This is a genomic window from Cronobacter sp. HA18003, from assembly GCF_011605905.1.
In the GTDB taxonomy this organism is placed as follows: Bacteria; Pseudomonadota; Gammaproteobacteria; order Enterobacterales; family Enterobacteriaceae; genus Cronobacter; species Cronobacter sakazakii.
Genome location: NZ_JAANQO010000023.1, coordinates 97,001 through 116,370, shown reverse-complemented (window position 1 = coordinate 116,370; position 19,370 = coordinate 97,001). Strand labels below are relative to the sequence as shown.

Sequence of the window (19,370 nt, the reverse complement as noted above, 5' to 3'; positions counted from 1 at the left end):
ATGTCGCAGGCTGCGCTGAACACGAAAAATCGTCCTGAAGAAAATACGGTTTCGCGCCGTAATAATGGGACCCGTCTCGCAGGTATCGTCTTTCTGCTGGCGGTCGTGTTAACCGTGATATTCGGCGGCTGGATGGTGCTGGGGTGGATGGAAGACGCCCAGCGCCTGCCGCTTTCAAAGCTGGTGGTAACGGGCGAGCGCCATTACACCCGCAATGATGATATTCGCCAGTCCATCCTGGCGCTGGGCGCGCCAGGCACGTTTATGACGCAGGACGTGAATATCATCCAGAATCAGATAGAACGTTTGCCGTGGATCAAGCAGGCAAGTGTAAGAAAGCAATGGCCGGACGAATTGAAGATTCATCTGGTTGAATATGTGCCGATAGCACGCTGGAATGACCAGCACATGATCGACACCGACGGTACGTCCTTCAGCGTGCCGTCCGATCGCGCCAGTAAGCAGACCTTACCTCTGCTCTATGGCCCTGAAGGTAGTGAGAACGAAGTGCTGCAAGGTTTTCGCGCGATGGGGCAGGTGCTGGCGAAAGATAAATTTACACTGAAGGAGGCGGCGATGACCGCGCGTCGCTCCTGGCAGGTGACGTTGAGCAATAATATCAAGCTCAATCTTGGCCGGGATGACACAATGAAACGCCTGGAACGCTTTGTAGAGCTGTACCCGGTTCTGCAACAGCAAGCGCAAACTGACCATAAGCAGATAAGCTATGTCGATTTACGCTACGACTCCGGCGCGGCGGTCGGCTGGGAGCCGGCCCCCACTGAGGAAACTAATCAGCAACAGAATCAGGCACAGGCAGAGCAACAATGATTAAGGCGACGGACAGAAAACTGGTAGTTGGACTGGAGATTGGCACTGCGAAGGTCGCCGCTTTGGTAGGGGAAGTTCTGCCCGACGGTATGATCAATATCATTGGCGTGGGAAGCTGTCCGTCCCGCGGGATGGACAAAGGCGGCGTTAACGATCTGGAATCGGTGGTGAAGTGCGTTCAGCGCGCGATAGACCAGGCCGAACTGATGGCGGATTGCCAGATATCTTCCGTCTATCTGGCGCTTTCCGGCAAGCATATCAGCTGCCAGAACGAAATCGGTATGGTACCGATCTCCGAAGAGGAAGTGACGCAGGAAGATGTTGAAAATGTTGTCCATACCGCAAAATCAGTACGCGTACGCGATGAACATCGCGTATTGCATGTGATTCCTCAGGAATACGCTATTGATTACCAGGAAGGGATTAAAAACCCGGTTGGCTTATCCGGCGTTCGCATGCAGGCGAAAGTACATTTAATCACCTGCCACAATGACATGGCGAAAAACATCGTCAAGGCAGTGGAACGTTGCGGCCTGAAAGTTGACCAACTTATTTTCGCGGGCCTGGCCTCAAGCTACTCCGTCTTAACGGAAGATGAGCGTGAGCTGGGCGTCTGCGTGGTGGATATCGGCGGTGGTACAATGGATATCGCGGTCTACACCGGCGGTGCGCTGCGTCATACTAAAGTGATTCCGTATGCCGGTAACGTGGTGACCAGCGATATCGCATATGCTTTCGGCACACCGCCGAGCGATGCCGAGGCGATTAAAGTGCGCCATGGCTGCGCGCTCGGGTCGCTGGTCGGTAAAGACGAGAGCGTTGAAGTGCCGAGCGTGGGCGGTCGTCCGCCGCGCAGCCTGCAGCGCCAGACGCTGGCAGAAGTGATTGAACCGCGTTATACCGAGCTGCTTAATCTGGTCAACGAAGAAATTTTGCAATTGCAGGAGCAGCTTCGCCAGCAAGGCGTGAAACATCATCTTGCGGCGGGGATTGTATTAACCGGCGGCGCGGCGCAAATTGAAGGTCTGGCGGCGTGTGCGCAGCGGGTGTTCCATACGCAGGTGCGTATCGGACAACCCTTAAATATTACTGGCCTTACCGATTACGCCCAGGAGCCTTACTACTCCACGGCGGTGGGTTTACTTCACTATGGTAAAGAATCGCATTTAAGCGGTGAGGCGGAAGTGGAAAAACGGACTTCAGTCGGCTCGTGGATCAAACGGATCAACAGCTGGCTGCGAAAAGAGTTTTAATTTTTTTCAGAGACCAGACAAAATTATCGGTCTCAGGCGAAAGGCACAAAACGGAGAGACATTATGTTTGAACCTATGGAACTGACCAACGACGCGGTGATTAAAGTCATCGGCGTCGGTGGCGGCGGCGGTAATGCCGTAGAACATATGGTGCGCGAGCGCATCGAAGGTGTTGAGTTCTTCGCAGTCAACACCGATGCCCAGGCGCTGCGTAAAACCGCAGTCGGCCAGACCATCCAGATTGGTAGCGGCATCACTAAAGGTCTGGGTGCGGGCGCAAACCCGGAAGTCGGTCGTAACGCTGCGGAAGAAGACCGCGAAGCGCTGCGTGCCGCGTTAGATGGCGCTGACATGGTGTTTATCGCAGCCGGTATGGGCGGCGGTACAGGCACCGGTGCTGCGCCGGTTGTCGCTGAAGTGGCGAAAGACCTCGGCATTCTGACCGTGGCTGTCGTGACCAAGCCGTTTAACTTTGAAGGCAAGAAGCGTATGGCTTTTGCCGAACAGGGTATTGCCGAGCTCTCCCGTCATGTCGACTCCCTGATCACCATTCCTAACGACAAGCTGCTGAAAGTGCTGGGTCGTGGGATCTCTCTGCTGGACGCGTTTGGTGCTGCGAACGACGTGCTGAAAGGCGCGGTGCAGGGTATCGCCGAGCTGATTACGCGTCCGGGTCTGATGAACGTCGACTTCGCGGACGTGCGTACCGTGATGTCTGAAATGGGCTACGCCATGATGGGTTCGGGCGTGGCAAGTGGCGAAGACCGTGCGGAAGAAGCGGCCGAAATGGCCATCTCCAGCCCGCTGCTGGAAGATATCGATCTGTCCGGCGCGCGCGGCGTTCTGGTCAACATCACGGCGGGCTTTGACCTGCGTCTTGATGAGTTCGAAACCGTGGGTAACACCATTCGTGCCTTCGCATCGGATAACGCGACCGTGGTTATCGGTACGTCTCTCGACCCGGATATGAACGACGAACTGCGCGTGACCGTAGTTGCGACCGGCATCGGCATGGATAAGCGTCCTGAAATCACGCTGGTGACCAATAAGCAGACGCAGCAGCCTGCAATGGATCGTTATCAGCAACACGGTATGGCGCCGCTGACCCAGGAGCAGAAACCGGCTTCTAAAGTGGTTAACGACCCGACGCCGCAGACGGCAAAAGAGCCAGATTATCTGGATATTCCGGCGTTTCTGCGTAAGCAGGCTGATTAAGAATAAGCCGGAATTTGGGCATATTCGCTCTTTGTGCTAAAATGGCCCACCGGTTGTGATGTACACTATCGGTAAGGTGAATTATTTGGCGAGATTATACGATGATCAAACAAAGGACTCTTAAACGTATCGTTCAGGCGACTGGCGTCGGTTTACATACCGGCAAAAAAGTCACCCTGACGCTGCGCCCTGCGCCGGCAAATACCGGGGTCATCTATCGTCGCACCGACTTGAATCCTCCGGTAGACTTCCCGGCCGATGCCAAATCTGTGCGTGATACCATGCTCTGTACGTGCCTGGTGAATGAGCATGATGTGCGGATTTCTACCGTTGAGCACCTGAACGCCGCGCTGGCTGGCCTCGGTATCGACAACATCATCGTCGAAGTGGATGCGCCTGAAATCCCGATTATGGATGGCAGCGCTGCACCGTTCGTTTACCTGCTCGTTGACGCAGGTATTGATGAGCTGAATGTGGCGAAGAAATTCGTGCGCATTAAAGAAACCGTGCGTGTTGAAGATGGCGATAAGTGGGCGGAATTTAAGCCGTACAACGGTTTTTCGCTGGACTTCACCATCGACTTCAACCACCCGGCGATTGATGCGAGCAACCAGCGCTACTGCATGAATTTCTCTGCAGACGCGTTTATGCGCCAGATTAGCCGCGCTCGTACTTTCGGTTTCATGCGTGATATCGAATATCTGCAGTCCCGCGGCTTGTGCCTGGGCGGCAGCTTCGATTGTGCCATCGTTGTTGACGATTATCGCGTACTGAACGAAGACGGCCTGCGTTTTGAAGACGAATTTGTTCGTCACAAAATGCTGGATGCGATTGGTGACCTGTTCATGTGTGGCCACAACATTATCGGCGCGTTTACCGCCTATAAGTCTGGTCATGCGCTGAACAACAAATTGCTGCAGGCGGTTCTTGCGAAACAAGAAGCCTGGGAATATGTCACCTATGAAGACGAGGCTGAACTGCCTCTGGCCTTCAAAGCGCCGTCGCTGGTGCTGGCGTAACAGCATAGTCTGACTAAAGACGACTGGTAGACCAGGTACTCTCTCCGGCCTGTGTTCACCAGTCGTTTTTTATTGCTCTTAAACAGCCATTTTTCTCTTCGCCTTTTACCCTGCTTTACCATCTCCCTCTTGATGATTAACTGCTGGTTTCTTGTGCGGATTGCGTAAGGTATCGCAGTGATACTGCTGCCGCCTCGCGGGAAAGATGGTAATATTTATCCCCTTATTAACAGACAACATAACGCGGGCAAAAGCCGGCGTTATCCGGTGGGTTACAGTGCCTGGTATATTCACGCGTTGGCGACAGTTTGGAAGACGCTATTTTTGGCCGCATCTCCTTTTGGGGATGGTCGCGGCCAGTCTTGGCCTGCCTGCGCTTAATAACAACGCTGAACCCGCCGCGCCTGCCGAGGCCAGCACCAGCCATACCGGTACGCTACGCAGTTTTGATTCACTGGCGCTGATTAGTGAAACCTCGCGTCGCTCTGCGTCATTCGGGGTGGATTACTGGCAGCAGCACGCCATTCGCACCGTTATCCGTCATCTCTCTTTCGCCATGGCGCCGCAGGCGCTGCCGATGGCGATGGAAGAAAGCCTGCCGCTAAATGCACAGCATCTCGCGCTGCTGGACACCCTGAGCGCGATGCTAACGCAGGATTTACAGCCTGCCGCCGCGCAGGTGCAGCCCGCACCGCGTTTGCTTCCTCCTCTTTCTTTTACGGTCTCTGCCTGGATTCGCCAGGTACAGGGTATCCGCGCCGGTCCTCGTCTCCTCGCCTGAGTATTTTCATTCTTATTCACTTACTTTTTGCCTGTGCGAGGCTTCAGAGAATTTATTATGTTGATCAAAATGTTAACCAAGGTATTTGGGAGTCGTAACGATCGTACTTTACGTCGTATGCGTAAGGTCGTTGCGCTTATTAACGGCATGGAACCGGCGCTGGAGAAACTCTCCGATGAAGAGTTGAAAGCGAAAACCGCAGAGTTCCGCGCGCGTCTGGAAAAAGGCGAAACGCTGGAAAACCTGCTGCCGGAAGCGTTCGCGGTGGTGCGTGAAGCAAGCAAGCGCGTCTTCGGCATGCGTCACTTTGACGTTCAGCTGCTGGGTGGCATGGTGCTTAACGATCGCTGCATCGCGGAGATGCGTACCGGTGAAGGTAAAACCCTGACCGCGACGCTGCCAGCCTACCTGAACGCGCTGACCGGCAAAGGCGTTCACGTGGTCACCGTCAACGACTATCTGGCGCAGCGTGACGCCGAAAACAACCGCCCGCTGTTTGAATTTTTAGGCATGAGCGTTGCGGTTAACATGTCCGGCATGCCGGCACCGGCAAAACGCGAAGCCTACGCTGCGGATATCACCTACGGCACCAACAACGAATATGGTTTCGACTATCTGCGCGACAACATGGCGTTCAGCCCGGAAGAGCGCGTGCAGCGTAAGCTTCACTACGCGCTGGTGGATGAAGTTGACTCCATTCTTATCGATGAGGCGCGTACGCCGCTGATTATCTCCGGCCCGGCCGAAGACAGCTCCGAGCTTTACAAGAAAGTGAACAAAATTATCCCGCATCTGGTACGTCAGGAGAAAGAAGACTCCGATACGTTCCAGGGCGAAGGCCACTTCTCTGTGGACGAAAAAGCGCGTCAGGTTAACCTGACCGAGCGCGGTCTGGTGTTAGTCGAAGAGCTGCTGGTGAAAGAAGGCATCATGGATGAAGGCGAATCGCTCTACTCGCCGGGCAACATCATGCTGATGCACCACGTGACTGCCGCGCTGCGCGCGCACGTGCTCTTTACCCGCGACGTTGATTACATCGTCAAAGATGGCGAAGTCATTATCGTCGATGAACACACCGGTCGTACCATGCAGGGTCGCCGCTGGTCTGATGGTCTGCATCAGGCGGTGGAAGCCAAAGAGGGCGTGGAGATCCAGAATGAAAACCAGACGCTGGCTTCTATCACCTTCCAGAACTATTTCCGTCTCTATGAAAAACTGGCGGGGATGACCGGTACGGCAGATACCGAAGCGTTTGAATTCAGCTCTATCTATAAGCTCGATACCGTCGTGGTACCGACCAACCGTCCGATGATTCGTAAAGACCTGCCGGATCTGGTCTACATGACCGAAGCCGAGAAAATCGACGCAATCATTGAAGATATCAAAGAGCGCACCGCCAAAGGCCAGCCGGTTCTGGTGGGGACCATCTCTATTGAGAAATCTGAAGTTATCTCTCAGGCGCTCACCAAAGCAGGCATCGAACACAACGTCCTGAACGCCAAATTCCACGCCCGCGAAGCGGATATCGTTGCGCAGGCGGGCTACCCGGGTGCGGTCACCATCGCCACCAATATGGCAGGCCGTGGTACCGACATCATGCTGGGCGGTAGCTGGCAGGCGGAAGTCGCCGAGCTGGAAGCGCCGAGCGAAGAGCAGATCGCGCAGATCAAAGCCGACTGGCAGAAACGCCACGACGCGGTGCTGGCCTCAGGTGGCCTGCATATTATCGGTACCGAGCGCCACGAATCGCGTCGTATCGATAACCAGCTGCGTGGCCGTTCTGGCCGTCAGGGCGATCCGGGTTCTTCCCGTTTCTACCTCTCCATGGAAGATGCGCTGATGCGTATTTTCGCCTCGGATCGCGTCGCCAACATGATGCGTAAACTGGGCATGAAGCCGGGCGAAGCGATTGAACACCCGTGGGTGACTAAGGCCATCGCCAACGCGCAGCGCAAAGTGGAAAGCCGCAACTTCGATATCCGTAAGCAACTGCTGGAATATGATGACGTGGCCAACGACCAGCGTCGCGCTATCTACACCCAGCGTAACGAACTGCTGGATGTGGCGGACATTAGCGAAACCATCAACAGCATCCGTGAAGATGTCTTCAAGGCGACCATTGATGCCCATATCCCGCCGCAGTCGCTGGAAGAGATGTGGGATATTCCGGGTCTGGAAGAGCGCCTGAAAAACGACTTCGATCTGGAACTGCCGATTGCGCAGTGGCTGGATAAAGAGCCAGAGCTGCACGAAGAAACGCTGCGTGAACGTATTCTGGAAAGCGCGAAAGAAGTGTATGCGCGTAAAGAGGAAGTCGTAGGCGCAGAGATGATGCGTCACTTCGAAAAAGGCGTGATGCTGCAAACCCTGGACTCCCTCTGGAAAGAGCACCTGGCGGCGATGGACTACCTGCGTCAGGGTATTCATCTGCGCGGTTATGCACAGAAAGATCCGAAGCAGGAATATAAGCGCGAATCGTTTGCCATGTTTGCGGCTATGCTGGAATCGCTGAAATATGAAGTAATCAGCACCATCAGCAAAGTGCAGGTGCGCATGCCGGAAGAAGTGGAAGCGATGGAGCAGCAGCGCCGCGAAGAGGCCGAGCGCCTGGCGCAGATGCAGCAGCTCAGCCATCAGGACGACGAAACCGCTGCCGCTGCAGCACTCGCTGAGCAGACCGGCGAGCGTAAAGTCGGCCGCAACGATCCTTGCCCGTGCGGCTCCGGTAAAAAGTATAAGCAGTGCCACGGCCGCTTAAGCTAACCGGTTGTTAACCGACATAAAAGGCGCAGATATCTGCGCCTTTTTTACAGGAAGAAATGCATGAAAAAATTACAGATTGCGGTAGGTATCGTGCGTAACGCAAAAGGCGAAATCTTTATTACGCAACGTGCCGCCGATGCGCATATGGCGAATAAATGGGAATTTCCTGGCGGTAAAATTGAAGCGGGCGAAACGCCTGAAGCGGCGCTTCGCCGCGAGCTTCAGGAAGAGACCGGCATAACCGTAACTTCCGCCACACTGTTTGAAACGCTGGATTATGAATTCCCGGACCGCCACATCAGCCTGTGGTTTTACCTGGTAGAAAGCTGGGAAGGGGAGCCGTGGGGCAAAGAAGGGCAACCGGGGCATTGGGTGCATCAACAGGCTCTGGATGCGCAGGCGTTTCCGCCCGCCAACGAGCCTGTGATTGCTAAGCTTCGCGCGCAGTCTTAAGGCTGGTTTTCTTCTTCGCTCCAGCCGTCGGTGTCGGAGCGATCGCCGCTGCTGGGAATACGTTTCTCTTCAGCGGCCCATTCACCCAGATCGATAAGCTGGCAGCGTTTTGAACAGAAAGGACGAAACGGACTCTTTTCGCCCCAGATAACTTCTTTGCCGCAGGTCGGGCAGTTAACAATAGTAGCGTCTGACATCATAATTCCTTAACAGCAGGCCAGTTCAAAATCGAACCGTTCCGGTACGCGGCCATGCTCGCTGTCGAGCGGCATAAAGCGGATCGCAAAACGGCTCTTGTGGCCGGAAATCTGTGGGTAAAGCGCTTCCTGAAGCGGAAGTTGCAGGCGCAGCAGGTCGGCATCATCGCCGTTATCCTGATAAAACCCATTCAGGCTGGTTTGTTTGCGAAACGGCGCTGACTGGCGAATAAGATCGAGGATCATATCCAGTGTATACGTCAGCGGTTGTAGCGTGGCCAGCCAGCTATTGACCTGAACGTCACGTTCTTCCTGCGGCGAGCAGAGCCAGACGTGCAGCAGTGGTAAATCGAAGCTGCAACAGCCGCCCGGAATGCTCAGTCGCTGGCGCACCAGAGCGATAAGACGATCTTCACGCAATGTTTGCCCGAGGCGAGGGGCGGCCATCAGCATACTGCTGCGTGCTTTCAGTTCGTGGCGCAGTGACTCAATGCGCTCGTTATCCACCCCCGGCACTTCTGCCCAGCTTTGCAGTTTACGCTGCTGACGTTCCAGCTCTTTTAAGAGCTCAGTGCGGGTATCACCACGCTCAAAGACGTCCAGCAAATCGCCGACATTGCGAAAGAAGTGCAGCGCAGAGGCATGATCGCTGACAGGCAGCAGCGCTTTCATTTGCTGGATGAGAAATTCGATACGCAGCCAGGTGCGCATTTTTTCATTCAGGGGATGTTCAAAAAGAACGTGAGTCTGCATTACTTATTTTCCTGTGGTACGGCCTGCGCCGCCAGTTGCAGATAGCGCTGATGCAGGCGCGCCACATCAGCCTCTATCGTTTCCGGCGAGCCGTTATTATCTATGACGTCATCAGCGACCGCTAACCGGGCTTCACGTGTGGCCTGTGCATTAAGGATAAGCTCAGCATGCTCGCGAGAAACCCCATCGCGCTGCATAGTGCGCTGTATCTGTGTTTCGGGGGTGACATCCACCACCAGCACACGGTTAGCTTTGCTGTGTAATTGGTTTTCAATCAGCAGCGGAACGACCCACAGCACATAGGCCGACGTGGCGCGCGCTATTTCAGTCTGCGTCTGTTGATGAATAAGCGGGTGCAGGAGGCCATTCAGCCAGGCTTTTTCCTGCGGGCTTGAGAAGATGATTTCGCGAAGTGCGCGGCGATTAAGCGTGCCGTCGGCGTGACAAATGGTCGAGCCGAAACGCGCAATAATGGCCTGTAATCCGGGCGTACCAGGCTCCACCACCTGGCGTGCGATGATGTCAGCATCAACAACGGTTACACCGAGATGGGCAAAGGCGTCAGCGACTGTGCTTTTGCCGCTTCCGATACCGCCCGTCAGTGCTACCGTATAAACCATAAAGCCATCATCCCAAAGTGTTGAAGTCTGCGTGAATAGTATAAAAAACAGTCTTTTCAAAAGGTTACGCAGAACGAATTAACGTCACTAGCGGGCTCGCTTATCGACCCGGCGCGCAAGGTAAATTTATAGGATTGTAGCGTAAAAAAGCGCGCTTTCGCAGTCTTGCAGCGCCATTATTAGTGCGTATGATAACGTCACTGGAGTTGGCTGTTGTCCCGCCGCACATGTTCTGTGCTCATCGCCATTAACCAGGAATCGCACATGCGTATTGAAGAAGATTTGAAGTTAGGTTTTAAAGACGTTCTTATCCGCCCGAAACGCTCCACTCTCAAAAGTCGCTCTGACGTTGAACTTGAGCGCCAGTTCACTTTTAAACATTCCCGCGTTCAATGGTCCGGTGTTCCGATCATCGCTGCCAATATGGATACCGTCGGGACTTTCGCAATGGCGCAGGCGCTGGCCGGTTTCGATATCCTGACGGCGGTGCATAAACATTACAGCGTTCAGGACTGGGCAGGGTTTATTGACGCCGTTTCTCCGGATGTGCTGAAGCACGTCATGGTATCTACGGGCACTTCCGACGCTGATTTTGAAAAAACCAAGGAAATCCTCGCGCTTTCTGCGTCCTTAAAGTTTATCTGTATTGACGTTGCGAACGGCTATTCAGAGCATTTCGTGCAGTTCGTTGCTAAAGCACGTGCCGCCTGGCCTGATAAAGCGATTATCGCCGGTAACGTCGTCACCGGTGAAATGTGCGAAGAACTGATCCTCGCGGGTGCCGATATCGTTAAAGTCGGTATTGGTCCGGGGTCTGTCTGCACCACACGCGTAAAAACCGGTGTGGGTTATCCGCAGCTTTCTGCGGTAATCGAATGTGCGGATGCTGCACACGGCCTCGGCGGCCAGATCATCAGCGATGGTGGCTGCACTGTACCAGGAGATGTGGCCAAGGCCTTCGGCGGCGGCGCAGATTTTGTCATGCTGGGCGGAATGCTGGCCGGTCATGACGAAAGCGGCGGTACGGTCGTTGAGCAGAATGGTGAAAAATTCATGCTCTTTTACGGTATGAGCTCTGAGTCCGCCATGAATCGTCACGTTGGCGGTGTAGCGCAGTATCGTGCTGCAGAAGGCAAAACGGTTAAACTACCTCTGCGTGGGCCGGTAGAAAACACCGCGCGCGACATCCTGGGCGGTCTGCGTTCTGCCTGTACCTATGTCGGTGCCTCTCGTCTGAAAGAACTGACCAAGCGCACCACGTTTATTCGTGTGCTGGAGCAGGAAAACCGCGTATTCAACAGTCTCTGAGGGGCTGAACATTATGCTGGCGCACTTCTTGCGCCAGCATTAATTCATTCCACTCATCGCATCCCCGAGCCGGAAAATCGGCAGATACATCGCCACCACCAGCGTACCGACGATTAATCCGATAACCATCATCATGAGCGGCTCCAGCGTGGCCGCCAGCGTTTGTGCGCGCTCAGAGGTTTGACCGAGATGCCATTCGGCAAGTTTCTCCAGCATCAGATCCAGCGAGCCGGTTTCTTCGCCAGTGCGAACCAGTTGAATACACAGGGCGGTAAAAACGGATTCCTGTTCCAGAGCCTTCCAGAACGGCAGGCCACCGGCGATGCTTGCTTTAACACGCCCGACAGCCTGTTGCCACAGCGGCGATGCCAGCGTCTCTTCTACACTTCCCAGGCTTTGCAGTAACGGAATACCGGCGCGCTGCATGAGTGACAGCACCGTATAGATTTGGCTTAACTGCTGGCCGCTAATCAGCGCGCCAAAAAGCGGCATCTTCAGCAGCCATGCGGCCTCACGTAGCTGCCATTGTGGTCTGCGGCGAAGCCTGATAATGACCACAGGCGTAATCACCAGAACACTGAGCCACAAGGCGGCGTGCTGTATCAAAGCTTCAGACAATGCGATAACAGCGCGCGTCACCAGCGGCAGCGGCGTGTTGAAAGAGCGGTAGATAGCCGTGAATTGCGGGAGAACAAAGCAGGTCATCCCGAGTGTCAGCAACAGCGCGACGTTAAAAATAAAGGCCGGATAGCGCAGCGCTTTAATGACCTGTTTACGCAGTTTTTGCTGATCTTCCTGCTGTTGCGCCAGCTGCTGGCAGCATACGTCAAGCTTCCCGGTCATTTCACCGGTGCGCATAAGCAGGATATAAAGTGGTGGAAAAACGGCCGGCCACTGGCGCAAGGTTTCAGAAAAGGCGACGCCTCGACCGAGCTGTTTCGCAAGCTCCCCAAGAAGTGCGCGCCATTGTGCGATGGGATGCTGGCTTGCCAGCATCATCAACCCTTGCGTCAGGCTGACGCCTGCCTGGAGCAGGGCCGCCAACTGGCGGATTGCCAGAATTTTATGTTCGCTGCCCCAGTGGCGTGGGTTTATGCTGGCGCGCTTAAGCATGAAATGTTGCACCTCGTCATCCATCAGCTGCAGCGATGCGTTGATTTTATCTGACGCCCAGACCATGCCTTCGCAGCTTGCGCCTTCTTTATTAACGCCGCGCCAGCGCCATAACAAGTTATCCATGCGGCATACCCGAAACGCGATAAAGCTCTTCAGGCGTCGTCAGCCCCGCTTCAACAGCCTGTAACCCATGCTCAAACAGAGTGGTCATGCCCTGCGCCCGCGCTTGTAAAGCGATCTCTTCAGGCGGTGCGCCGCTGGCGATAGTCTGGCGCAGCGCGGCATTAATGCTGAGCAGCTCGAAAAGCGCGATACGCCCGTAATAACCGCCGTAACAGCGCTCACACCCACAGGCCTTATAGGGATGAATCGGGCGCGGCCAGAGCGAAGCCGGGAGCGTCACTGGTTCCTGTGAAAAGACGCGGCAGTAAGGACAAAGCTTCCTGACCAGCCGTTGTGCGATGACCAGCTCAAGTGCGGAGGCAAGCATCCAGCGCGGCAAACCCATCTGTTCAAGCCGCACCAGGGTTTCGGTTGTAGAGTTAGTGTGAAGCGTGGAGAGCACCAGATGCCCGGTCTGCGCCGCTTTAACCGCAATTTCAGCAGTTTCGAGATCGCGAATCTCACCAATCATGATTACGTCAGGATCTTGCCTGAGCAACGCCCGTAGCACCGCCTGAAAAGTCAGTCCGGCCTTCGGCAGCACCGGCGTCTGGTTCAGGCCCGTTACAGGAATTTCGACGGGGTCCTCCACGCTACAGATATTTACCTGTGGTGCATTAAGTGTATTGAGCGCAGTGTACAACGTGACGGTTTTACCGCTCCCTGTCGGGCCAGTCACCAGGATTAACCCTTGAGGGCGCTGTAACGCCTGACAAAAAAGTGTCTGCTGCGCCTGCGACAGCCCCAGTGCCTGGACTTCCAGTGGTTGTTCCGTTTGCTGTAACAGACGCAAAACCACCTTTTCGCCACAGCGGCAAAGCAGGGTAGAGATGCGAAAAGAGACTGTTCGCCCGCCAAGCTCGATGCTGAATTGTCCGTCTTGCGGGAGCCTGCGCTCCGCAATGTCAAGATTACCCAGCACTTTCAGACGCGCCGTCAGCGCATCCGCAAGCGCTGCAGGTAGCGGCGGCAATGGATGTAAAACGCCGTCGATACGAAATCTTACCTGGTAGTGCGCTTCGGCAGGCTCAAAGTGGATATCGGAAGCGCGCCGCTGTAGCGCCTGTTGCAGCGTCTGGTTAACCAGCTCCACCACAGAAGCGGTTTCCTCCTGAGCTGTCTGGCGTAACGGCTCTGCCGCCAGTTGCCGTTCTTTTTCCAGCCGTTCAGGGCTCCAGCATTCAATATCAATATGCCGGTGCGTGGAAAAACGTAGCGCATCCATCAGCTCATTACTGGGTTCGCCCGCCACGGCGATATGCACCGTGGCGTCATCGATATCCAGTACCAGAGCGTTATAGCGCTGGCATAACGTATGCAGGTAATCGATTAGCATTGCAGCGTCCTCGCTTAAGGTAACGAGCTGCGAAAGACGTCTTCGCAGGCCTGCTTCAATGCGGTATCGCTGGTATCACAGGTTCGTTTCCAGCCTTCCATACCGTTAGTGGTGTTCCACTGCGGTGTGAGCGTTACCGATAAGCCGTTAAGGCTATCCTGCCCGGTAGCGCTTATCACGCCTTGTGCGATAGTCATTTCGCTCACATAACGGGTGGTTTTGGGGGCCGGAATGCCGTTTACGCCTGCATCACAGCTGCTAAGCCCACCGCGATCGATAGCGCACAGCTCAATAGCGGTGCGATAAGGGATAACGGTTTGCAGCATGTCCGTCAGCGCTGCTTTGCGCAGGTAATTCTGATATGCCGGTACGCCAATGGCGCTAAGTATGGCGATGATGCCGATCACCACCATCAGTTCAATGAGTGTAAAGCCGCCCTGTCTGTTCATGGTTCCTCCTTGTTTGGGTGACGCCACTCTGGCAGGCCGTAAAAGGCGGCTCCAGACAAAGAAACCGATTCAGGAATCTGTCTTCAGAAGAAGATTATGTTGTTACATGAAACTGCAACGCGGTTGCGTAATATCTCGCAAATCCTTTTATAAACAACAGAGTGTTGAAAAAACACGGAGACAAAAAAGAGAGGACACAGGAAGATAACGACAAGAAAAGGAGAGGGCAGGCGAAAACCTGCCCGGTATGAGTCAGCGAAAACGCATGGAGAGGTCGAGCGCGCGAATATGTTTAGTCAATGCACCCACAGAGATGAAATCCACGCCGGTTTCTGCGAATTCGCGCAGCGTTTCCAGCGTGACGTTGCCGGAAACTTCCAGCCGTGCCTGGCCCGCAGTACGTTTTACCGCTTCACGCATCTGATCGACGGTAAAGTTGTCGAGCATGATGATATCGGCACCGGCTTTCAGCGCGGCGTCCAGCTCATCAAGCGATTCCACCTCGACTTCTACCGGCACGTCAGGGTGCAACCAGAACGCTTTCTCCACCGCCTGGCGCACCGAGCCGGAAGCGATAATATGGTTTTCTTTGATAAGAAAGGCATCAGAAAGCCCAAGACGATGGTTAGCGCCGCCGCCGCACAGTACCGCGTATTTCAGCGCGCTGCGCAGGCCCGGTATGGTTTTACGGGTGTCGAGCAGTTGTGTGTGCGTACCTTCCAGCAGCGCCACATAGCGGCGCACTTCGGTAGCCACACCGGAAAGCGTCTGTACGAAATTCAGCGCGGTGCGTTCGCCCGTCAGCAGAACACGGGAGGTGCCTTCAAGCTCAAAAAGCGGCTGATCGGGCTGCACGTCGTCACCATCCTTTACGTGCCACGTGACGCGGACATCGCCGCCAAGCTGGATAAACACCTCATCCACCCAACGCTTACCGCAGAATACGCCCGCCTCGCGCGTAATGACGACCGCATGCGAGCGACTGTCTGGCGGTAACAACTGCGCGGTAATATCGCGGCTGGCATCGGTCTCGCCGCCAAGATCTTCACGCAGAGCCTGAGCGACGGTAAAGGGGATATCCAGGGCGATTCGTTCCAGTAGCGCGTCACGTCGATGGTCCGGATTGTAACGGCGAGGTGGCATGATATAACTCCAGATTGGTGGCTAATCAAAAGAATGAAACATGCTACTCTGAAGCGAGTTTGAGTACCACAGAAAGGAGAATTGCACATGCAGGTGAAAGATGGCTGGCTGGTGGATGCCCGGCACGCGCCCTCGCCGCATCATGACTGCCGGCCTGAGGATGAAGCACCTTCGTTGCTGGTGGTGCATAACATCAGCCTGCCGCCGGGCGAGTTCGGTGGCCCGTGGATCGATGCGCTGTTCGCCGGTACGCTTGACCCACAGGCGCACCCTTATTTCGCGGGCATCGCCCACCTGCGCGTTTCGGCGCACTGCCTGATTCGTCGCGATGGTGAAATTGTGCAGTATGTGCCTTTTAATAAACGCGCCTGGCACGCTGGCGTATCCTGCTACCAGGGGCGCGAGCGCTGCAACGACTTTTCTATTGGCATTGAGCTTGAAGGAACGGATGTACAGCCCTACACCGATGCGCAGTACCGGCAACTGGCCGCTGTGACGCGCACGCTGATAAGCCTTTACCCGGCGATGAAAAGTCATATGACTGGCCACAGCGATATCGCGCCTGAACGTAAAACCGATCCCGGTCCGGCTTTTGACTGGCCGCGCTTTCGCGCGCTGGTGGCCGACCCGTCTGATAAGGAGATGAGATGACGCTTTTCACCCTGCTGCTGGTGCTTATCGCCGAACGGCTTTTCAAACTGGGCGAGCACTGGCAACTGGATCATCGCCTTGAGCCGCTGTTTCGCCGCGTGCGCCACTTTTCGCTGTTCTTTACGCTCGGTATGGCAGTGCTGGCAATGTTGGTGGTCTTTCTGTGCCTGAACGCGCTGGAAGGCTGGTTTTTTAATGTGCCGCTGCTGATCTTCTGGATCTTAATCGGCGTGCTGTGTATCGGGGCGGGCGGGGTGCGCAGGCACTATCATGCTTACCTTAAAGCGGCGAGCCAGGATGACAGCCACGCGCGCGAAAACATGGCGTATGAGCTGACGCTTATTCACGGCGTGCCGCCGGGTTGCGATGAGCGTGAGTATTTGCGCGAACTGCAAAACGGTCTGTTGTGGATTAACTACCGCTTTTATCTGGCACCGATGTTCTGGTTTGTGGTGGGCGGTATGTGGGGGCCGGTGACGCTGACGGGTTATGCTTTCTTACGTGCCTGGCAGAGCTGGGTTGCCCGTCATCACACCCCGCACCAGCGATTGCTTTCGGGCATCGACGCCATATTGCATGTGCTGGACTGGGTGCCGGTGCGTCTTGCGGGCGTGGTGTATGCGCTCGTCGGGCATGGTGAGAAAGCGCTGCCTGCGTGGTTTGCCTCACTGCTCGATCGCTATACCTCGCAGTATCAGGTATTAACGGGCCTGGCGCAGTTTGCGCTGGCGCGTGAGCCACACGTGGATAAGGTGGCAACGCCTAAGGCGGCGGTGTCGATGGCGAAGAAAGCGACGCTGGTAATTGTGGTGGTGGTGGCGTTGTTAACGATTTACGGCACGCTCATGTGAGCGTGCCGCTGAAGATACCTCAGGGGTGATCGGCGGGCGGAGTGCCAAACTGCGGCATGCCGTCGTCATCCCAGGTGATCAGCTTCACGCGGGTATGGCGGTTCGGGTCCCAGAGCGGATCGCCTTCAATTTCCGTATAGTTGCGCGCATGGTAGACCAGCACGTCCTGACCATCCGGTGTGGTGGTGAAGCTGTTGTGGCCCGGTCCGTACTGCCGGTTTTCATAGCTGGTGGTGAAAACCGGCCGCAGGGATTTATGCCAGTTACGCGGTTCACGTAAATCCGCCGCCTGATCTATCCAGAGCAGCCCCATGCAGTAGTTTTCATCGGTTGCACTCGCAGAGTAAGTCACGAACAGGCGTTCGCCGTGTTTCACCACTGCCGGGCCTTCATTGACTAAAAAGCCGCGGCACTCCCACTCGAGCTCAGGCTTGCTCAGCATCACCGGCTCGCCTTTCAGCGTCCACGGGTTTTCCATTTCGCACAGGTACAGATTGGAATTACCCGGAATAGTCGGCGCTTTTTGCGCCCACAGATACCAGAGCTTGCCCTGATGTTCGAAGGTCGTAGCGTCCAGTGAGAAGGTATCGTAAGGCGTCTGAATCTGGCCTTTATCCGTCCAGGTGCCGGTCAGCGGGTCGCTGTCTGCACATTCCAGCACGTACATCCGGTGCTGAAACATATTGTCTTTCAGCGCGCGTGTCGGGGCCGCGGCGAAGTAGATGTACCATTTGCCATTGATGTAATGCAGCTCCGGCGCCCAGATGAGCTCGCTCATCGGCCCGGTATCCGGCTTACGCCAGACCACCACCGGTTGCGCCTGGCGCAGCGATTCAATCGACGGCGCGCGGCGAATTTCCAGCCGGTCATACTCCGGCACAGAGGCGATAAAGTAGTACTGGCCCTGATGGCGCAGGATAAACGGATCGGCGCGCTGCTCAATCAGCGGGTTTGGCCAGGGTGAAGTATTCATCATCGCTCCTTACGATTTTGCTTCCACAGGTTTGGTCTGCGGGTATTCAGACAGCTCGCGGTAGTTTTCGCGGCGTTTTTCGAGGTCGCTCTGAATACGCGCCATCAGTTCACGGTCCACTTTCAGCAGGCGCACAACGCCCGCGGTAATCAGATACCCGACGCCCGGGATCACGGTAAAGAGCATGACGATGCCGTTAAGCGCTGTGGCGCTCTGGGCTTTGGCACCCGCGTCGTAGCCATACCAGGAGAGCAGAAAGCCTACCAGCGCGCCAGCAATCGCCAGCCCTAATTTCAGGAAAAAGAGGTTGCCGGAGAAGCTGATACCGGTAATGCGCTTGCCGGTTTTCCATTCGCCGTAATCATCCACGTCTGCCATTAACGACCAGTGCAGCGGCGACGGGATCTGATGCAGCACGTTCAGCAGGAAATACATCACCACAATCAGCACCGTGGCGTGCGGGTTAAGGAAATAGAAGCCGCTGGAGAAAATCGCCAGCACAATATTGGTCCAGAAGAAAACTTTCAGCTTGCACCAGCGGTCGGTCAGCACTTTGGCAAGCGTGCTGCCAATCATCATGCCGATCACGCCGAGGCTGATAAACATCGTGGCGAAGCTGGTGCTCTGCTGCATGACCCAGGTGACGTAATACATGGTCGCCGCCATGCGGATAAAACCCGGGCAGACGTTGCAGATGGTCAGCAGCAGAATGCGCACCCACTGGTCGTTTTTCCAGACATCTTTCAGATCGGCTTTTAAGTCGTCATTGGTCGGTACCGCCGGGCGGATACGCTCGCGCACCGTAGCGAAACTGAACAGGAACATGCACATGCCAATCAGCGCCAGAATGGTCATGGCGATTTGATAGCCTTTGGCTTTGTCCCCGCCGCCGAAGTAATCCACCATCGGCAGCAGCGTCAGGGAGAGGAGCAGCGTGGCAATCCCTACCATCACAAAACGATAAGACTGGCAGGCGACGCGCTCTTTCGGATCATTGGTTATCACGCTGCCCAGCGAACAGTAGGGAATATTGATGGCGGTGTAGGTAATGGAAAGCAGGAAGTAGGTCACAAAGGCATAGACAACTTTGCTGCTGTAGCTCCAGTCCGGTGTGGTAAACATCAGCACGCTGAATAACGCATAGGGGAACGCTATCCACAGCAGCCATGGACGAAAACGCCCGAAGCGGCTGCGGGTGCGGTCGGCGATGGCACCCATAATCGGGTCGGTCACTGCGTCAATCACGCGAATCGACAGAAGCAATACGCCAACCAGCGCCGGGGCCAGGCCAAAAATATCGGTATAGAAGTAATTAACAAACAACATGATGGCGCCAAAGATAATATTGCAGCCGGCGTCACCCATTCCGTAGCCGATTTTTTCTTTGACAGAGAGTCTGCTGTTTTCCATCGACACATCTCCGGTGAATGATATGGACGGAAGTATCATTCGGCCTAAGCAAAACTGCGCAGCAGTAATAAGTCGCAGAGATGGAT

The 19,370-nt window shown here is 55.3% G+C and carries 19 protein-coding genes; 10 read left to right on the top strand and 9 right to left on the bottom strand.

Features of this window, described 5'->3' with window-relative positions:
• From ftsQ to mutT, 7 genes are all read left to right on the top strand, one after another.
• Window positions 1–831: a cell division protein FtsQ gene (gene ftsQ / locus G6041_RS14595; protein WP_004388395.1), complete on the top strand. Its 831-nt coding sequence runs from the start codon at window positions 1–3 to the stop codon at window positions 829–831.
• A complete protein-coding gene (gene ftsA / locus G6041_RS14590; RefSeq protein WP_004388394.1) occupies window positions 828–2,084 on the top strand; it encodes a cell division protein FtsA in 1,257 nt (418 codons plus the stop codon). The genes ftsQ and ftsA overlap by 4 nt, the downstream gene beginning before the upstream one ends.
• A 63-nt stretch (window positions 2,085–2,147) precedes the next feature.
• Entirely contained in the window at window positions 2,148–3,299 is a 1,152-nt protein-coding gene (gene ftsZ, locus G6041_RS14585; RefSeq protein ID WP_004388393.1) for a cell division protein FtsZ, read from the top strand.
• 101 nt (window positions 3,300–3,400) lie between these two features.
• The gene (lpxC, locus tag G6041_RS14580) at window positions 3,401–4,318 is read left to right on the top strand and encodes a UDP-3-O-acyl-N-acetylglucosamine deacetylase (RefSeq protein ID WP_004388392.1); all 918 of its coding nucleotides are present in this window, start codon (window positions 3,401–3,403) and stop codon (window positions 4,316–4,318) included.
• Window positions 4,319–4,595: 277 nt separating this feature from the next.
• On the top strand, window positions 4,596–5,099 hold the full coding sequence (secM, locus tag G6041_RS14575) for a secA translation cis-regulator SecM (protein WP_071601446.1): 504 nt from the start codon (window positions 4,596–4,598) through the stop codon (window positions 5,097–5,099).
• Window positions 5,100–5,156: 57 nt separating this feature from the next.
• Window positions 5,157–7,862 carry a preprotein translocase subunit SecA gene (gene secA, locus G6041_RS14570; RefSeq protein ID WP_012125761.1) on the top strand — a complete coding sequence of 902 codons (2,706 nt, stop codon included), beginning with the start codon at window positions 5,157–5,159 and terminating at the stop codon, window positions 7,860–7,862.
• A 60-nt stretch (window positions 7,863–7,922) separates the two neighbouring features.
• Complete coding sequence (gene mutT, locus G6041_RS14565) at window positions 7,923–8,315, top strand: 8-oxo-dGTP diphosphatase MutT (RefSeq protein ID WP_012125760.1); 393 nt, start codon at window positions 7,923–7,925, stop codon at window positions 8,313–8,315.
• On the opposite strand, the gene yacG is transcribed toward mutT, so the two are convergent.
• From yacG to coaE, 3 genes are read right to left on the bottom strand one after another with little or no spacing between them, the layout of a single operon-like run.
• On the bottom strand, window positions 8,312–8,512 hold the full coding sequence (gene yacG / locus G6041_RS14560) for a DNA gyrase inhibitor YacG (RefSeq protein WP_007864373.1): 201 nt from the start codon (window positions 8,510–8,512) through the stop codon (window positions 8,312–8,314). The two genes, mutT and yacG, sit on opposite strands and share 4 nt — an antisense overlap.
• 9 nt (window positions 8,513–8,521) lie before the next feature.
• Window positions 8,522–9,265, bottom strand: coding sequence for a cell division protein ZapD (gene zapD, locus G6041_RS14555; protein WP_004388387.1), 744 nt, complete (start codon window positions 9,263–9,265; stop codon window positions 8,522–8,524).
• Window positions 9,265–9,885: a dephospho-CoA kinase gene (coaE, locus tag G6041_RS14550; protein WP_012125757.1), complete on the bottom strand. Its 621-nt coding sequence runs from the start codon at window positions 9,883–9,885 to the stop codon at window positions 9,265–9,267. The genes zapD and coaE overlap by 1 nt, the downstream gene beginning before the upstream one ends.
• A 264-nt stretch (window positions 9,886–10,149) precedes the next feature.
• Between coaE and G6041_RS14545 the strand changes: the two genes are divergently transcribed.
• Window positions 10,150–11,193 (top strand): GMP reductase, encoded by a 1,044-nt coding sequence (locus G6041_RS14545; protein ID WP_004388385.1) that lies wholly within the window; start codon window positions 10,150–10,152, stop codon window positions 11,191–11,193.
• A gap of 39 nt (window positions 11,194–11,232) precedes the next feature.
• Here G6041_RS14545 and hofC read toward each other — a convergent pair whose 3' ends face one another.
• The 4 genes from hofC to nadC form a co-directional block, all read right to left on the bottom strand.
• Window positions 11,233–12,432, bottom strand: coding sequence for a protein transport protein HofC (gene hofC / locus G6041_RS14540; protein WP_012125755.1), 1,200 nt, complete (start codon window positions 12,430–12,432; stop codon window positions 11,233–11,235).
• Window positions 12,425–13,807 carry a type II secretion system protein GspE gene (gspE, locus tag G6041_RS14535; protein WP_012125754.1) on the bottom strand — a complete coding sequence of 461 codons (1,383 nt, stop codon included), beginning with the start codon at window positions 13,805–13,807 and terminating at the stop codon, window positions 12,425–12,427. Before gspE ends, hofC begins: the two co-directional genes overlap by 8 nt.
• 14 nt (window positions 13,808–13,821) lie before the next feature.
• Window positions 13,822–14,256: a prepilin peptidase-dependent pilin gene (gene ppdD, locus G6041_RS14530; RefSeq protein ID WP_012125753.1), complete on the bottom strand. Its 435-nt coding sequence runs from the start codon at window positions 14,254–14,256 to the stop codon at window positions 13,822–13,824.
• Between the two features lie 252 nt (window positions 14,257–14,508).
• Window positions 14,509–15,399 (bottom strand): carboxylating nicotinate-nucleotide diphosphorylase, encoded by an 891-nt coding sequence (gene nadC / locus G6041_RS14525; RefSeq protein ID WP_012125752.1) that lies wholly within the window; start codon window positions 15,397–15,399, stop codon window positions 14,509–14,511.
• An 87-nt stretch (window positions 15,400–15,486) separates the two neighbouring features.
• On the opposite strand from nadC, the gene ampD reads away from it, so the two are divergent.
• Together ampD and ampE are read left to right on the top strand one after the other, a co-directional pair.
• A complete protein-coding gene (ampD, locus tag G6041_RS14520) occupies window positions 15,487–16,050 on the top strand; it encodes a 1,6-anhydro-N-acetylmuramyl-L-alanine amidase AmpD (RefSeq protein WP_012125751.1) in 564 nt (187 codons plus the stop codon).
• On the top strand, window positions 16,047–16,901 hold the full coding sequence (gene ampE, locus G6041_RS14515) for a beta-lactamase regulator AmpE (protein ID WP_012125750.1): 855 nt from the start codon (window positions 16,047–16,049) through the stop codon (window positions 16,899–16,901). Before ampD ends, ampE begins: the two co-directional genes overlap by 4 nt.
• A gap of 19 nt (window positions 16,902–16,920) precedes the next feature.
• Here the strand turns inward: ampE and G6041_RS14510 are convergent, their stop codons facing one another.
• The gene (locus G6041_RS14510; protein ID WP_054628579.1) at window positions 16,921–17,874 is read right to left on the bottom strand and encodes a glycoside hydrolase family 43 protein; all 954 of its coding nucleotides are present in this window, start codon (window positions 17,872–17,874) and stop codon (window positions 16,921–16,923) included.
• Between the two features lie 9 nt (window positions 17,875–17,883).
• Entirely contained in the window at window positions 17,884–19,284 is a 1,401-nt protein-coding gene (locus G6041_RS14505; RefSeq protein WP_004388378.1) for a glycoside-pentoside-hexuronide (GPH):cation symporter, read from the bottom strand.
• Between the last annotated feature and the right edge of the window lie 86 nt (window positions 19,285–19,370).

Bases quoted from the DNA above. Each gene is read 5' to 3' on its own strand.
- ftsQ (WP_004388395.1), top strand. From the start codon at position 1: ATGTCGCAGGCTGCGCTGAACACGAAAAATCGTCCTGAAGAAAATACG.
- G6041_RS14545 (WP_004388385.1), top strand. From the start codon at position 10,150: ATGCGTATTGAAGAAGATTTGAAGTTAGGTTTTAAAGACGTTCTTATC.
- mutT (WP_012125760.1), top strand. From the start codon at position 7,923: ATGAAAAAATTACAGATTGCGGTAGGTATCGTGCGTAACGCAAAAGGC.
- G6041_RS14510 (WP_054628579.1), bottom strand. From the start codon at position 17,874: ATGAATACTTCACCCTGGCCAAACCCGCTGATTGAGCAGCGCGCCGAT.
- ppdD (WP_012125753.1), bottom strand. From the start codon at position 14,256: ATGAACAGACAGGGCGGCTTTACACTCATTGAACTGATGGTGGTGATC.
- ftsZ (WP_004388393.1), top strand. From the start codon at position 2,148: ATGTTTGAACCTATGGAACTGACCAACGACGCGGTGATTAAAGTCATC.
- secA (WP_012125761.1), top strand. From the start codon at position 5,157: ATGTTGATCAAAATGTTAACCAAGGTATTTGGGAGTCGTAACGATCGT.
- nadC (WP_012125752.1), bottom strand. From the start codon at position 15,399: ATGCCACCTCGCCGTTACAATCCGGACCATCGACGTGACGCGCTACTG.
- hofC (WP_012125755.1), bottom strand. From the start codon at position 12,432: ATGGATAACTTGTTATGGCGCTGGCGCGGCGTTAATAAAGAAGGCGCA.
- lpxC (WP_004388392.1), top strand. From the start codon at position 3,401: ATGATCAAACAAAGGACTCTTAAACGTATCGTTCAGGCGACTGGCGTC.
- zapD (WP_004388387.1), bottom strand. From the start codon at position 9,265: ATGCAGACTCACGTTCTTTTTGAACATCCCCTGAATGAAAAAATGCGC.
- yacG (WP_007864373.1), bottom strand. From the start codon at position 8,512: ATGTCAGACGCTACTATTGTTAACTGCCCGACCTGCGGCAAAGAAGTT.
- ftsA (WP_004388394.1), top strand. From the start codon at position 828: ATGATTAAGGCGACGGACAGAAAACTGGTAGTTGGACTGGAGATTGGC.
- gspE (WP_012125754.1), bottom strand. From the start codon at position 13,807: ATGCTAATCGATTACCTGCATACGTTATGCCAGCGCTATAACGCTCTG.
- G6041_RS14505 (WP_004388378.1), bottom strand. From the start codon at position 19,284: ATGGAAAACAGCAGACTCTCTGTCAAAGAAAAAATCGGCTACGGAATG.
- ampD (WP_012125751.1), top strand. From the start codon at position 15,487: ATGCAGGTGAAAGATGGCTGGCTGGTGGATGCCCGGCACGCGCCCTCG.
- ampE (WP_012125750.1), top strand. From the start codon at position 16,047: ATGACGCTTTTCACCCTGCTGCTGGTGCTTATCGCCGAACGGCTTTTC.
- coaE (WP_012125757.1), bottom strand. From the start codon at position 9,885: ATGGTTTATACGGTAGCACTGACGGGCGGTATCGGAAGCGGCAAAAGC.